The sequence below is a fragment of the Priestia sp. MDV22-iso46 genome, from assembly GCF_058629175.1.
Genome location: NZ_JBZVWT010000004.1, coordinates 205,849 through 219,701 on the forward strand (window position 1 = coordinate 205,849; position 13,853 = coordinate 219,701).

16 protein-coding genes are annotated in these 13,853 nt (G+C 37.8%); 2 read left to right on the forward strand and 14 right to left on the reverse strand.

Going from position 1 to position 13,853, the window contains the following annotated elements; all coding sequences use genetic code 11:
* Window positions 1–266: 266 nt before the first annotated feature.
* The gene (gene ssb / locus AC4NPH_RS21930) at window positions 267–629 is read right to left on the reverse strand and encodes a single-stranded DNA-binding protein (RefSeq protein ID WP_013059785.1); all 363 of its coding nucleotides are present in this window, start codon (window positions 627–629) and stop codon (window positions 267–269) included.
* A gap of 96 nt (window positions 630–725) precedes the next feature.
* Here ssb and AC4NPH_RS21935 point away from each other — a divergent pair, with 96 nt between their 5' ends.
* Window positions 726–1,163, forward strand: coding sequence for a YwpF-like family protein (locus AC4NPH_RS21935; protein WP_014457773.1), 438 nt, complete (start codon window positions 726–728; stop codon window positions 1,161–1,163).
* A gap of 523 nt (window positions 1,164–1,686) precedes the next feature.
* A complete protein-coding gene (locus tag AC4NPH_RS21940; RefSeq protein ID WP_097812339.1) occupies window positions 1,687–2,109 on the forward strand; it encodes a helix-turn-helix domain-containing protein in 423 nt (140 codons plus the stop codon).
* Between the two features lie 28 nt (window positions 2,110–2,137).
* Here the strand turns inward: AC4NPH_RS21940 and fabZ are convergent, their stop codons facing one another.
* The 13 genes from fabZ to AC4NPH_RS22005 all read right to left on the reverse strand — a co-directional run bounded on the left by fabZ (window position 2,138) and on the right by AC4NPH_RS22005 (window position 13,839).
* Window positions 2,138–2,572, reverse strand: coding sequence for a 3-hydroxyacyl-ACP dehydratase FabZ (fabZ, locus tag AC4NPH_RS21945; protein WP_013059788.1), 435 nt, complete (start codon window positions 2,570–2,572; stop codon window positions 2,138–2,140).
* Window positions 2,573–2,655: 83 nt separating this feature from the next.
* Window positions 2,656–3,477 (reverse strand): flagellar hook-basal body protein, encoded by an 822-nt coding sequence (locus AC4NPH_RS21950; RefSeq protein WP_013059789.1) that lies wholly within the window; start codon window positions 3,475–3,477, stop codon window positions 2,656–2,658.
* A 23-nt stretch (window positions 3,478–3,500) separates the two neighbouring features.
* Window positions 3,501–4,325 (reverse strand): flagellar hook-basal body protein, encoded by an 825-nt coding sequence (locus tag AC4NPH_RS21955; RefSeq protein WP_029319385.1) that lies wholly within the window; start codon window positions 4,323–4,325, stop codon window positions 3,501–3,503.
* 114 nt (window positions 4,326–4,439) lie between these two features.
* On the reverse strand, window positions 4,440–5,441 hold the full coding sequence (locus AC4NPH_RS21960; protein WP_013059791.1) for a rod shape-determining protein: 1,002 nt from the start codon (window positions 5,439–5,441) through the stop codon (window positions 4,440–4,442).
* A gap of 186 nt (window positions 5,442–5,627) precedes the next feature.
* Complete coding sequence (spoIIID, locus tag AC4NPH_RS21965; protein WP_013059792.1) at window positions 5,628–5,891, reverse strand: sporulation transcriptional regulator SpoIIID; 264 nt, start codon at window positions 5,889–5,891, stop codon at window positions 5,628–5,630.
* Window positions 5,892–6,166: 275 nt separating this feature from the next.
* Entirely contained in the window at window positions 6,167–6,997 is an 831-nt protein-coding gene (gene spoIIQ / locus AC4NPH_RS21970) for a stage II sporulation protein SpoIIQ (RefSeq protein WP_028409695.1), read from the reverse strand.
* Between the two features lie 162 nt (window positions 6,998–7,159).
* Entirely contained in the window at window positions 7,160–8,182 is a 1,023-nt protein-coding gene (gene spoIID / locus AC4NPH_RS21975) for a stage II sporulation protein D (RefSeq protein ID WP_013059794.1), read from the reverse strand.
* Between the two features lie 162 nt (window positions 8,183–8,344).
* The gene (gene murA, locus AC4NPH_RS21980; RefSeq protein WP_013059795.1) at window positions 8,345–9,649 is read right to left on the reverse strand and encodes a UDP-N-acetylglucosamine 1-carboxyvinyltransferase; all 1,305 of its coding nucleotides are present in this window, start codon (window positions 9,647–9,649) and stop codon (window positions 8,345–8,347) included.
* Window positions 9,650–9,680: 31 nt separating this feature from the next.
* Window positions 9,681–10,421 carry a YwmB family TATA-box binding protein gene (locus AC4NPH_RS21985; protein ID WP_098196938.1) on the reverse strand — a complete coding sequence of 247 codons (741 nt, stop codon included), beginning with the start codon at window positions 10,419–10,421 and terminating at the stop codon, window positions 9,681–9,683.
* Between the two features lie 160 nt (window positions 10,422–10,581).
* A complete protein-coding gene (locus tag AC4NPH_RS21990) occupies window positions 10,582–10,818 on the reverse strand; it encodes a DUF1146 family protein (protein ID WP_013059797.1) in 237 nt (78 codons plus the stop codon).
* A 274-nt stretch (window positions 10,819–11,092) separates the two neighbouring features.
* A complete protein-coding gene (locus AC4NPH_RS21995; RefSeq protein WP_013059798.1) occupies window positions 11,093–11,497 on the reverse strand; it encodes a F0F1 ATP synthase subunit epsilon in 405 nt (134 codons plus the stop codon).
* Between the two features lie 26 nt (window positions 11,498–11,523).
* Window positions 11,524–12,945, reverse strand: a complete 1,422-nt coding sequence (atpD, locus tag AC4NPH_RS22000; protein ID WP_013059799.1) for a F0F1 ATP synthase subunit beta — start codon at window positions 12,943–12,945, stop codon at window positions 11,524–11,526.
* Window positions 12,946–12,981: 36 nt separating this feature from the next.
* Entirely contained in the window at window positions 12,982–13,839 is an 858-nt protein-coding gene (locus AC4NPH_RS22005) for a F0F1 ATP synthase subunit gamma (protein WP_013059800.1), read from the reverse strand.
* Window positions 13,840–13,853 lie beyond the last annotated feature (14 nt).

Here is a 13,853-nt window from a genome sequence, read left to right on the forward strand (position 1 = left end):
GTGATCCATACTAGCTCACCCCATTTGTTTGTCTTTAGATTGCATTAATTCAGTTATGTCTCAACCTCTTATATACAGCAAAAAAACCGTTAAATGATTTAACGGCTGAAATAGAGGAATAGTTCGGGGGTAGTGAATACTTTAGTTTTCTCTCTTGAGAACATAGAAAGAGCCTTGCTCTTAAAAAGGATCTATCTTCTATTATGATAGATAAGAGGAATTAAAACCTTAGCTGAACTAATCACCCCCTTTCATACTAGATAACTTTATTCTTCTTGTTGATTTGAATCAAATGAAGAAAAACCGGATGGCTTTCCACTTAAAAACTTAACAGCATCAGCCACAACGTCGGTCATATATACTCTTTGCTGAAGATTATTTTCAAATGTGCGCGTTTGTACACGCCCTACCACACCTACAACCGCTCCTTTATCACAGTAAGCAGCCGTATTTTCTGCATTTTTTCTCCACAGAGTAATGTTGACAAAATCAGCATCATATTCACCTTCAACATTTCGAAACGTTCGATTAATTGCTAAAGTAATAGTAGATACTGCAATCCCTTCATGGGTATATCGAAGCTCAGGTTTTTTTGTCAGTCTTCCTACAAGAATAATATGGTTAATCATAGTCTACCACTCCAACTGATTGAATAATGGGAATCTTTAAGCTCATTCATGTTATAATATGGATAACCTACTATTTACGTAAAGGAGGAAACATCAATGAAAACATTTAAACTTGTGTCATTTCAATTGGTTGATGATCAAGAAAAGCGTCAGTCTGTCTCACTAACTAATGGCCTTATTATTAATAAAGAAGACGGCGAAAATAACTGGATTTTAGAAGCAGTTATCGATAAGAAATGGTACGATGAATTTCATGTTTTGTTGAAAGATAAACAAAAAATGACGGTAGAAGCTAAAATTACGAAAGAAACAAATGATCCGGCTACCTTTATAGCTACCGTGGCTTCCATTACTTCAATTGGTGAAAATCGTATTAGTTTGTTGATGAAAGGTGTTTTAAAAGAACGGAGACTTCATTATGCTGAAATGCTCTTAGAGGATTTAATTAACCAAGGGTTATCAGGTCAAGATTTACTTCAACAGTTCAAACTGCAGCTTCGAAACAGACCGATAAAAAGTACATCTAAAAAATAAGTCAAGTCATCTCAAGGTGTCTGGATTTAAAAGAGAGGATTATTGTTTGCGGTCTTTTTCGTTGGTCCATGAGAAGGGTAAAGAAAAGAGAACTCACTGGAGAGGTACCTTTCTTTTTTTCCTAAAAATAAATGAGCACAACTAGAACGTTTGAAGCGATTATCTCTTATGCGAGCGCCTTGCCTTTTCAAATAAAAATTTGTCATTTTTTCACTCCTTTTTCTTTGTAATTCGTATATTAATGCATTTTTCCCCGTTATTCAACCATTTTTTTCAATATACCGAACAAAAAATAGGATTTTTTTACTATAAAAACCTCTATTTTTGTTCTTTTTTTTATATCCATGCAGAAAAATGAATCTTTTTAGAGAAAAAAAAGAAATAAAAACAGGTTTTATTCCCTTTATTGCAGAAGGTAAAGTGTATATGTTTCATATTGTGCGAATTCAGCATGTTACAAAGAACATGAACTACATTCGAACAATAAGACATATACTTATCTTTACGAAATCAGGTGATGCATATGAAGGATTTTGGAGAAAGAATTAAATATTTCAGACTAAAAGGAGGATTTTCACAAGAAGAATTAGCAAATCAGTTGAATGTTTCTCGTACAACTATTTCAAAATGGGAATGTTCGAAACAAACGCCTTCCATTTTTGATTTTCTATCTCTATGTAATTGTTTTCAAATTACGCTGGACCAACTTATTGAGCCTTCCTCTTATAAACAAGATCATTTACATGACTTCCAACTTCTTTACTTAACAAGAAAATGTGAATCGGATTCACACGACGAGACCATTTTAACCCTCATAGATAAACAGCCCTTATTGAAACATGTGCTCTTACAATTTTCATCTCTGTCACCAACACTTCAAAAAGAGTTGCTAATGGATATTATACCTTTATTAAAGAAACTTTTTTCTGCTTTGCAGCGTCAATAAAAAAAGCTGCATCAGCAGCTCTTATGTACTATTCTTTTTTATCGCCTAAAGCAAACATAATATCTGTTTCGCAGACTAACTCTCCATCTACAGTTGCGATACCTTTTCCTTTGCCAATAGATCCACGCGCACGTACAATTTCAACCTCTAAACGCAGTTGATCACCAGGTCTTACTTGCTTTTTAAAACGGCAGTTGTCAATGCCTGCAAAAAATGCTAAACGTCCTTGATTTTCTTCTTTTTTTAGCATAGCTACTGCTCCTACCTGAGCCAAAGCTTCTACAATTAAAACCCCTGGCATCACAGGATAGTCAGGGAAATGCCCGTTAAAAAATTCTTCATTGGCAGATACGTTTTTTAAACCAACTGCTTTTTTTCCCTCTTCCACTTCTAAAATGCGATCGACCAATAAAAATGGATATCGGTGTGGAATAATTTCTTTAATTTGTTCAATATCAAGCATAAATAAGTCTCCTTTCAAACCGCATGTAACATACGATACTATTATCAATATACAGAATGCTCAATTGAGAAGCAACTACTTGCTTAGGCTCTGATTCCATTAACCAAGCCCATCATTTGATCTGCAATTGAAATAGAGCGGGAATTAAATTGATACGCACGTTGAGCAATGGACATATCAGTAAGTTCTTTACTCAAATCTACATTTGACTGTTCCAATTTCCCTTGCTCTACGCCTGCTGTTTCTCGAGCTTTTCCAGTCAAATCTGTAAACATATTCGGTTGGTTCATCCCTGCTGGAAAGGCAAATAGATTTTCTCCTTTAGCTTCTAGCACCTGCGGCTTTTGGACATTTGTTAACCCAAGTGTAAACTGGTCAACGCCCGTATTCGTAGTAACCGTTATCGTTCCACTTCCATCAATTTGTATATCTTTGAACGCGTTATTGAAAATAATAGCTTGACCATTTTCCCCCAGCACATCCTGACCAGAACCGTTTACTAATTTAACATCGTTCGGGCCTTCAGGGCTAAGATGAAAAGAACCATCTCGCGTATACTGTACAGGCTGTTGGGAATCGTTTACGGCAACTTGAAAATAAACGTTTGGATTTGAGGCAGCTACATCTAATAGTTTATCTGTATTCTGAAAAGCACCCTGCGTCATATTCAAGCTCGTTTGATCTAAATAAGCGCCTGTGCCTTGCCGAATTCCGGCTGGCGTAAGCCGCTTTTCTGTTCCCTTATCTTCTTGATTGTTTACTTGTTGATACAGCATATCATTAAATGAAGCATCTCTCGCTTTATATCCTGGCGTATTTGTATTAGATAGATTATGACCAATGACATCAAGCTGCTGCTGCAGCTGTCCCATCGTATTGGCCGCTGTTATCATTGTACGGTTCATCCTTCTCATCTCCCCCGTTGCTTTTAGCGCACACGCCCAATTTCATTTGCCGCTTTATCCATGCTTCTATCGTAAGCTTGCATTATTTTTTGATTTGCCTCAAAAGCTCTGTAAGCCGTTAGTAAATCAGTCATACTTTGAGCAGCATCTACATTGGAACGTTCAACAAATCCTTGCTTTAACTGATAAGAAATGCCTGGATTATTCCTTGCTGAAGGCAAGGGCTGATTGTTCAGCGTTTCATACAATCCATTCCCTGCCTTTTTAATCGTTTGTAAGTCACTAGCATAAGCAATATCGATTTGTGCAACCTGCTGATTATTTTCCGTTACGTTACCTTGTGAATCAACTGTAAAGTTTTCACTTTTTAGTTGAATTGGTTGATTATTTGTATTTAATACATAAGCTCCGGTAGACGTAGTTAAAAACCCTTCCTGATCTAATGTAAAATTACTGTTTCTTGTATATTGAGGCGTATTATCAGGGCTTTGTACCACAAAAAATAGTCCGCCCTCTTTTGTAGGCATATTTTGCTCCATCAATGCAATATCAGTTGATTGAGACGTTTGCTGAAGATCACCTTGTGTAAAATTTGGAACTGTTTCTTGCATATACACGCCCGTATTAATCGCACCTATGTCTTTTTTGTTCTGAACAGAGATGCTACGGTCAGTAGGTAAATCTTCAGATTCCATTCGCTGCAGCAACATATCAGGAAATGCCTTTAACGTACCTTGATCTGCTTTAAATCCTGGCGTATTAGCATTTGCTATGTTATTCGTTAATAAGTCAGTTTGACGCTGTTGAGACAGCATACCCGCTGCTGCCGTGTAAAACCCTTTAAACATACTTCATCCTCCTTACAAGTAAACGTTGTTCGTTATAGCCAGCTCACAGAGTATAATAGATAAAAGAAGAGACTCCTCTGTATGAAACGAGCCAATAGAGGAGTCTTCATTTATTTAAACAATATTGCGACGAGATAGTTTATCAATATTATCGAGCATAATACCTGTTCCAACAGCTACACAACCCATTGGATTTTCTGCAATTAGCACAGGCACCTTTAATTCTTCCGCTAACAGCTGATCCATACCGTGAAGCAATGCTCCACCGCCAGTTAAAATAACGCCTCTGTCTATAATATCGGCAGAAAGTTCGGGAGGTGTACGCTCTAATACACTTTTCGAAGCTTGTACAATTACGCTGACAGACTCTCTAAGTGCCTCCTCTACTTCTTCAGAATAAACAGTAACCGTACGAGGTAGGCCTGAAACCATGTCTCGCCCTCGAATGTCCAACTCTTCATTACGAGCTTTAGGAAACACCGTACCAATTTTCACTTTAATTTCTTCTGCTGTACGCTCTCCGATTAAGAGCTTATATTTTTGCTTAATGTACTGCAAAATTTCGGCATCAAAACGATCACCAGCCATCTTAATAGAAGCTGCTGTTACGATATCGCCCATTGAAAGGACGGCCACATCGGTTGTACCTCCACCAATATCTACGACCATATTTCCGCTCGGCTGAAAGATATCCATTCCAGCGCCAATAGCCGCGACTTTTGGTTCTTCTTCCAAATAAATAGTTTTTCCACCGCTCTTTTCAGCAGCTTCGCGAATTGCTTTTTGTTCAACAGAAGTAATATTTGTTGGACAACAAATTAAAATGCGCGGCTTGGATAAAAAACCTTTTACATTTAATTTGTTAATAAAGTGTTTGAGCATAGACTCTGTAATTTCGAAGTCAGCGATAACACCATCTTTTAAGGGACGAATGGCAATAATATTACTGGGCGTTCTTCCTACCATACGTCTCGCTTCTTCCCCTACTGCTAGCACTCTATTTGTATTTTTATCAATCGCCACAACAGACGGTTCATTTAACACAATTCCTTTGCCTTTAACGTGAATTAAGACGTTAGCTGTACCTAAATCGATACCAATGTCTTTTGCTAACATACCTTAAATCCTCCTTCTATTTACATATCTTTGCATGATAACCATTCTTTTTTCCTAATTTACTATTTTATCACAATTTGTATATGTATGTTGTTATTAGCAAAAATATTTATTATATACCTATTTTATCCAAAAAATAAAATGCCCTATACTACCTCTATAAAAAAGGCAATATTGGGCATTTTTTCATTTTACAGTTTCTTCTTCCTTTTTGTACTTTAATTTTGTTGCTTCTCCTCCACGCAAATGCCGAATAGATTTATGATAATCAAGAATTTCTTTTACTTCATTTGCTAACTCAGGATTTATTTCTGGTAGACGCTCTGTTAAATCTTTATGGACAGTACTTTTCGAAACGCCAAATTCTTTCGCAATTACACGAACTGTTTTCTTTGTTTCTACAATATACTTTCCAATCTTGATAGTTCTCTCTTTGATGTAATCGTGCACACTACTCGCCCTCCCCAAATTGGATATGAGAAGTATCCAAGGGAATGTATATATTATCCCTTTTCTAACATTCTCTTTATAGGTTTGTAACAGTTTATTAGCTTGTGTGCAGATATATGCTAGAAAAGTCAGTAAGGACAAGTGATTTCTTATATTTTTTTGAAAATTTAGTGTTTTTTATTTACTTTTTTAACATAATGCATCTCATTTTAGAAAAATTCATAAAAAAAGAAGCTCGATTTTATCCAGCTTCTTTTCATATTTATGGTCTTGCCTTATGCATTTGGTTTAGACGTATCTGTTGAAGGTTGTTTTGAATCTTTATCTTCTTTAGTCTTTTCATCAGATGATTTTTCGCTATCCTTTGATTCTTCAGAAGAAGAGTCGTCTTTTGGTTCTGTCACTTCAGCTGCTTTGACTTCTTTAATAGAACTAACAGATTTTCCAAAATAACTGCTTGGATTAATTGCTACACCATCTTTACGAACTTCAAAATGCACATGTGTTTTTGCTTCTTGATTATATAAGCTTTTTCCAGCTTTTGCGATCGTTTGGCCTTGTTTAACAATATCTCCTACTTCTACATCAGCTTTCTCAAGAGATTGATACTGTGTGACTAAACCATCTTTATGATCAATTTCTACTACATAACCTAGTAAAGGATCTTTTGTTGCTTTTGTTACTGTACCGCTAGCTGCTGCTACAACATCAAATGATTTATCTCCCTTAACAGCTAAGTCAACACCTGTATTTGGATGATACGTATTGTTGTAGAAAACTAGTGCTTCTTCTTGCTGTTTTTCAGATGCTTGATCGTCGTAGAAAGGCTTTTTCACGATAGCTGATGCTTCACTAGCAACTGGCATTTTTAAATTTTCAAGCGAAGCATTTACCTCTACAGCGTCGTCTCGATAAGCCGTACCGTCTTGGCTATAGCCGCTTTTGTCTTCTTTGCTAATATCGTTTCCATTAGCTTGAAACCAAAGGACTGCTGTAAGAATAATTGCTGCACTCGCTAAATAGATAGCCGGGAACACCCAACGCTTTCTAACTAATTTTTGAACTTTCGATTTTGGAGAAGTACGTTTCTTTTCTTCCTCTCTCATATATCATCACCTCAGCAATCAGTCTGAACACAATTGAATGAATATATACACAGCGATAAAAAATTTTTTTCGATTATTTTTCAACAGATGAATCTAAAATATACATTTTATTTAAAAAAAGTGAAAACCATAAAAAAAGACCCTGCTATAAGGGTCTTTGAATTAGCGTTTAGCTGTCAATTGTGCAACAAACTGATCGTTAGGGGTAATCGCAACACCTGTATAATAATGAGTAACAATATCTTTATACGTTTTTCCTTCTAGTGCCATACCATTTGCTCCGTACTGACTCATCCCAATACCATGTCCATATCCTTTTGTGTTGATGATAATTTCATTACCTTTTTTTGTCCAATGAAAGTCGGCTGACGATAAACCCAGTTTTTCCCGAACATCTTTTCCCGACAGTTCTTTACCGTTTATCTTTACGTAATCTACGCGCTGCCCCGGCGTTCTAGAGACGATTTCACCTACTGATCCACTGTTTGTTAATTTCACTCCAAGCCTCTGTTCAAAGCTAGCAACAGACATTACTTTCTGATTTGTAAATTCAGGGGACTTTTTATCCCATGGACTAGCTACACTTTTTAGATAAGGAATGGAATTCTTCCAATACGCTTCTGAATTTTCAGTGTAACCATTGCTGGTAGAAAAGAACGTAGCATTAATTGGCTTATTTTTATACGTAAGAATTTGACCTTGGGTGTCCTTCACTGCTTCTTGAATTTTTTTGATTTTCCAATCATAGTCTTTGTTCCATCTGCTTCTTAGCTCATCTTTATTTAAATATACTTGGTACTCTACGGTATCAGTCACATCCGCTCCTTGGGGAAGATGACTATTTCCATTCATCATAGTTTGCACAATATAGGTTCTGGCTGCCAAACTTTGAGCCTTAAGTGCTTCAAGCTCAAAAGTAGCAGGCATTTCAGCTGCTACTACCCCTACAAGATAGTCTTCGAGGGGCAGTTTTTCTACTTTTTTCGTTTCCGTACGATAAACACTGACGTCAAGAGGAGACGCTGTCACTTTTTGTAGTTTTTCGGTTTTTGGGGTCTGTTTGACATTTTCATGTAGCTTTCCATCTGTCTTTTCAGTAAAAGGAACAACGAGAAGTGTTGGGATGAGTAACACAACGAAAAAAAAGATGACTCCTAGTACGACGATTGGCTTTGCTTGTTTCATGAACGCCTAGCCTCCATATCTATTATTTTGACAAGGAACACCTATATCCCTATATTCCATATGTATGGAGGTGGACAACCTTTTATGACAGCAAACCGGCCATAAGGGTCGTCCAACGACAAAAAAAGCATCTCGCTATGAGATGCTTTTTTTATGACATATTTATTTGACGTCTGAAGCCTGTTGAGTTTGTTCTACTTGCTTTGTTTCGTCATTTACACGTTCAATATCAGCGCCTAAAGCGGCTAATTTATTGTGGAAATTTACATAACCACGATCAAGGTGTTTTAATTCCGTTACACGCGTATAGCCGTCTGCTACAAGTCCTGCTAATGTTAACGCTGCTGCTGCACGAAGATCTGTTGCTGCTACTTCAGCGCCTTGTAGTTGAGAAGGTCCGTTAATAATAACAGAGCGCCCTTCAATTTTAATATCAGCGTTCATGCGGCGAAACTCTTCTACGTGCATAAAGCGGTTTTCAAAAACTGTTTCTGTAATCATACTTGTGCCTTCTGCTGCTAATAATAATGCCATCATTTGAGATTGCATATCCGTAGGGAACCCTGGATGAGGCATTGTTTTAATATCTACTGATTTTAGCTTTTCAGGTCCTACAACACGTAAGCCGTCGCCTTCTTCAGTAATTTCAACACCCATTTCTTCCATTTTAGCAACAAGTGAACTGATGTGCTCTGCTACTGCACCGCGTACAAGTACGTTTCCACCTGTAATAGCTGCTGCTACCATGAATGTTCCAGCTTCGATACGATCTGGAATAATTGCATGTTCTGCACCATATAATTTATTAACACCTTCAATACGGATCGTACCAGTTCCTGCACCGCGAACTTTAGCGCCCATTGCGTTTAAGAAGTTTGCTAAGTCGACAATCTCAGGTTCTTTTGCTACGTTTTCCATAATTGTAGTGCCTTCCGCTAATGCTGCTGCCATCATAATATTTTCTGTGGCACCTACACTTGGGAAGTCTAAATAAATTTTAGCACCTTTTAGTCTTCCTTCAACTTTTGCATCAATAAAACCATTTCCTACTTGAACTTTAGCACCCATTGCTTCAAAGCCTTTAAGATGCTGATCAATCGGTCTTGATCCAATCGCACATCCGCCAGGTAAAGCTACACGAGCCTCACCTGTACGCGCCAATAAAGGACCCATTACAAGTACTGAAGCGCGCATTTTTCTTACATATTCAAAAGGTGCATCTGTTTTTAACTCTCTTGATGCATCTACAACTACACGATTTGTTTCAAAATCTACTTCTGCATTCAGATGTCTTAAAACTTCGCCAATCGTAAATACATCGGAGAGAGCTGGTACATCATTTAGAATTGTTTTTCCTTCACTAGCTAATAAGGTTGCAGTGATAATAGGTAAAACGGCGTTTTTTGCTCCTTCAACTTTAACTGTACCGCTTAATCTATTTCCACCGCGGACGATGATTTTTTCCAAGGTATTCCCCTCCGCGTCCATTTTCTCTATATTAATATTCAGACGTAATGATAGGTGTGCCAACAACTATGGTTGTTTGACCGCCCATTCTTGTCTTGCGTAATGCAATTTGTAAGTTCATTTCCTGCTTTTTCGTTTGAAGAGCTTCTTCCCACAGTCCAGTATATGCTGAAACAGAGGTAAATGACTCTTCCACTAGAGATTCCACTGGTTTAGCATTGAAAGCTCGTAATAGGTCTTGAATTTCAACAGACAAAACACTTTCCATCTTATCATTGATTTCCCCCGTTGCACAAGAGAAAATTATGGGTTCTGATAGGAAAATTTTTTCATAATTTGTCTGAAATACATTTTGAAAATGGGTCATATTTTTTTCTTTTAAACCTTGTCCCGTTACATGATACGATATGTACGCATTGCTGTGTTCATCGATCGCATAAGTTAACAGAATGACTTCGTTCACATCTTCACTTTTGCGTGTACCTATTGCTTTCCATAGGTCTCTTTCCCTCTTCACTTCCCATTTAAAACCTCTAAAATTACTTTTAATACTTTTAGCTTGCGAATAAAAGGTTTTTTGGTCAGTAACAGCTTTTACTTCTTCTCTTGCATACAACGATACTTCAGTTAACGAAACATGCTGCTTATTTAAGGTGTGAACAATCTTCTCAATAGTAGTTTCATTGTTTTGGGCATTGCTCACATAACTTCCATGATATACGAATAAGCCAGTAATGAAAATAGCCAAAAAGACACTAATTTTTTTAAACATTTCGCCACTCCCTCTCCGTACTCATCAGTCTTTCCAGAAGGCGATGATACATACATGAAAAGGGTCGTCATATTTAGACATAGCGACATACATTAGCGTATAAATTCGTATATCTTCAATGAATGAACGTCTATTTTATCATAGACTCATAGCTTGCCAATCATTGAAAAAATGAGGGAATGCGCTGTGACCAAAATAAATAATCCAAAAAGAAATTACTTACTGTTGATGAAATCGTAATGGTCAATAAAATAAGCATTAATTTTGCTTGAAACACATGATTAGGTTTCATCAGCTTTTCAATTTGAAAGCCCTGCAAAGCATACCAAGTAATCACAATAAAAATCAAATGTGAAATCATGGTTAGTAACGTTTGCTGTTCAATTCCTCCAAACAATAAAAGCACTCCTTTTAAACACCATATGAAAAGAAGAGACGATCATCGTCTCTTCTTTTCATATTAAAGCACACTTATGCAAATTCGTAAACGGTAACATGAAAAACATTTATTTTATTCCCTATTTTAAGATCCTTTTCCATTATTGAACAAAATAAAGAAGATGGATGCGCTTAGTTAAATGGAATATATAATCATAGATCAATGCTATTTGCTCTTCCCCTTGTGTATAATAGAGCAAAAAAGCCCTCTCATTCGTTTGAGAGGGCTTTTTTTAGAACTTACGTTGACTAATATCTAAACGATTGACTGCCCGTTTCAAGGCAATTTCAGCACGCTTAACATCAACGTCATCTTGTTTGCTATCAAGGCGCATTTCAGCGCGCTTTTTCGCTTCTTCTGCACGAGCTACGTCAATCTCTTCAGCTGTTTCAGCAGCCTGTGCAAGAATTGTTACTTTGTCAGGTCTTACTTCAAGAAATCCTCCGCTAACAGCCACAAGTTCTGTACTGCTTGCTTTCTTCAAGCGGACGGCTCCAATTTGTAAAGGAGCAACCATCGGAATATGGCCATGTAAAATACCAAGCTCACCGCTCTGTGCTCGGGTACTTACCATTTCCACTTCTGATTCGTAAACTGGGCCATCAGGAGTCACTACACTGACATGGATTGTCTTCATTTAAAAAACCTCCTATGTCCCTTAAATTAAACTTCTACTCCCATACGTTTCGCATTTTCAATAACTTCTTCAATGCGACCAACTAAACGGAACGCATCTTCAGGTAAATGATCGTATTTACCTTCCAAGATCTCTTTAAATCCTTTAACAGTTTCTTTTACAGGAACATAAGAACCTTTTTGACCTGTAAATTGTTCTGCTACGTGGAAGTTTTGAGACAAGAAGAATTGAACGCGACGAGCACGTTGTACAACAAGTTTATCTTCATCAGATAACTCATCCATACCTAGGATTGCAATGATATCTTGTAACTCTTTATAACGCTGTAACGTTTGTTGAACTTGACGCGCAATTGCATAGTGCTCTTCTCCAACAATTTCAGGAGATAAAGCGCGAGATGTAGATGCTAATGGATCTACCGCAGGGTAAATACCCATCTCTGATAATTTACGCTCTAAGTTTGTTGTTGCATCTAAGTGAGCAAATGTTGTCGCTGGAGCTGGATCCGTATAGTCATCGGCTGGTACGTAAATCGCTTGAATCGATGTTACAGAACCTACGCTTGTTGACGTGATACGCTCTTGAAGCTGACCCATTTCCGTCGCTAATGTTGGCTGATAACCTACTGCTGATGGCATACGGCCAAGTAATGCTGATACTTCTGAACCCGCTTGTGTGAAACGGAAGATATTATCGATAAAGAATAATACGTCTTGACCTTGTTCGTCACGGAAGTATTCTGCCATTGTTAATCCTGTTAATGCAACACGTTGACGTGCACCAGGTGGCTCATTCATTTGTCCAAATACCATAGCCGTCTTCTTAATAACACCGGAATCTGTCATTTCATGGTATAAGTCATTACCTTCACGCGTACGCTCACCTACACCAGCGAATACCGAAATACCGCCGTGCTCTTGAGCAATGTTATTGATTAACTCTTGAATTAATACTGTTTTACCTACACCGGCACCACCGAATAGACCGATTTTTCCACCTTTAATGTAAGGAGCTAATAAGTCTACTACTTTAATACCTGTTTCAAGAATTTCAGCTTGTGTAGATAGATTTTCGAACTTTGGTGCTTGACGGTGGATTGGATCACGACGTGCACCTGCATCGATTGGGGCGTCTAAGTCGATTTTTTCACCTAATACGTTGAATACACGACCTAACGTAACGTCACCAACTGGTACTGAGATTGCTGCACCTGTATCTTCTACTTCTAATCCACGAACTAAGCCGTCAGTGGATGACATTGCTACTGTACGAACTGTGTTATCACCTAAGTGAATCGCAACTTCTAATGTTAATTCGATTGCAACTTCACTTGCACTGCTCGGTTTATGTGAAATTTTAAGGGCGTTATAAATTGCTGGAAGGTGTCCGTTGTCAAACTTTACGTCTACAACTGGACCCATGATTTGAGTAACGCGTCCTTTTGTCATCGTGTTCCCTCCTAACTTGCTTTTCCATTAAACTTTCTATTCTAACGCTGCCGCTCCGCCAACAATTTCCGTAATTTCCTGGGTAATTGCCGCTTGACGTGCACGGTTATATGACAATGTAAGATTATTGATAAGATCTTTTGCGTTGTCTGTTGCACTTTTCATCGCTGTCATACGAGCAGCATGCTCACTTGCTTTTCCATCAAGCAGGCCGCCGTAAATTAAACTCTCTGCATACTGAGGAAGTAATACTTCTAAAATCTCTTCTTGTGATGGTTCAAATTCATAACCAACAAGTTTACCAGAAGGTTGAAGATCTGTTAGAGGCAATAGCTTCTTCTCCGTCACTTCTTGTGAAATCGTATTGATAAAGTGATTGTAGTATAAGTAAAGTTCATCAAACGTACCGTCCGCAAACATTTGAACTGTTTGTGAAGCGATTCCTTGAATGTCAGCAAAAGCTGGCTGATCTGCTAAGCCTGTGATTTCAAGCAAAACCGGAATACCGCGTTTTACGAAGAAATCTCTCCCTACTCGTCCAATTGCAATCACACCATATTCATCAGGTGATTGATGGCGTTCTTCAATAGCTTGAGATACTTTTCGCAAAATATTACTGTTATATGCTCCTGCTAGACCGCGATCTGAAGTGATTACGATATAACCAGTCTTCTTCACGCTGCGCGCAGTTAACATTGGATGTGAAGCGCCTCTGCTGCCAAGGGCTACGCTTGAGACTACCTCTTGAATTTTTTCCATATATGGAACAAACGATTTTGCATTTTGTTCCGCTCTATTCAGCTTTGCAGCTGAAACCATTTCCATTGCTTTCGTAATCTGGCTCGTTTTTTTCGTCGATGTGATTCGAGTTTGTATATCACGTAATGATGCCAAAGGTTTCACCACCT

Coding starts and splice junctions, on each gene's coding strand:
- spoIIQ (WP_028409695.1), bottom strand. CDS start 6,997: ATGAGAGAGGAAGAAAAGAAACGTACTTCTCCAAAATCGAAAGTTCAA.
- AC4NPH_RS21950 (WP_013059789.1), bottom strand. CDS start 3,477: ATGAACCGTACAATGATAACAGCGGCCAATACGATGGGACAGCTGCAG.
- fabZ (WP_013059788.1), bottom strand. CDS start 2,572: ATGCTTGATATTGAACAAATTAAAGAAATTATTCCACACCGATATCCA.
- AC4NPH_RS21995 (WP_013059798.1), bottom strand. CDS start 11,497: ATGAAGACAATCCATGTCAGTGTAGTGACTCCTGATGGCCCAGTTTAC.
- AC4NPH_RS21960 (WP_013059791.1), bottom strand. CDS start 5,441: ATGTTAGCAAAAGACATTGGTATCGATTTAGGTACAGCTAACGTCTTA.
- AC4NPH_RS21955 (WP_029319385.1), bottom strand. CDS start 4,325: ATGTTTAAAGGGTTTTACACGGCAGCAGCGGGTATGCTGTCTCAACAG.
- ssb (WP_013059785.1), bottom strand. CDS start 629: ATGATTAACCATATTATTCTTGTAGGAAGACTGACAAAAAAACCTGAG.
- spoIID (WP_013059794.1), bottom strand. CDS start 8,182: ATGAAACAAGCAAAGCCAATCGTCGTACTAGGAGTCATCTTTTTTTTC.
- AC4NPH_RS21940 (WP_097812339.1), top strand. CDS start 1,687: ATGAAGGATTTTGGAGAAAGAATTAAATATTTCAGACTAAAAGGAGGA.
- AC4NPH_RS21935 (WP_014457773.1), top strand. CDS start 726: ATGAAAACATTTAAACTTGTGTCATTTCAATTGGTTGATGATCAAGAA.
- atpD (WP_013059799.1), bottom strand. CDS start 12,945: ATGACAAAAGGACGCGTTACTCAAATCATGGGTCCAGTTGTAGACGTA.
- AC4NPH_RS21985 (WP_098196938.1), bottom strand. CDS start 10,421: ATGTTTAAAAAAATTAGTGTCTTTTTGGCTATTTTCATTACTGGCTTA.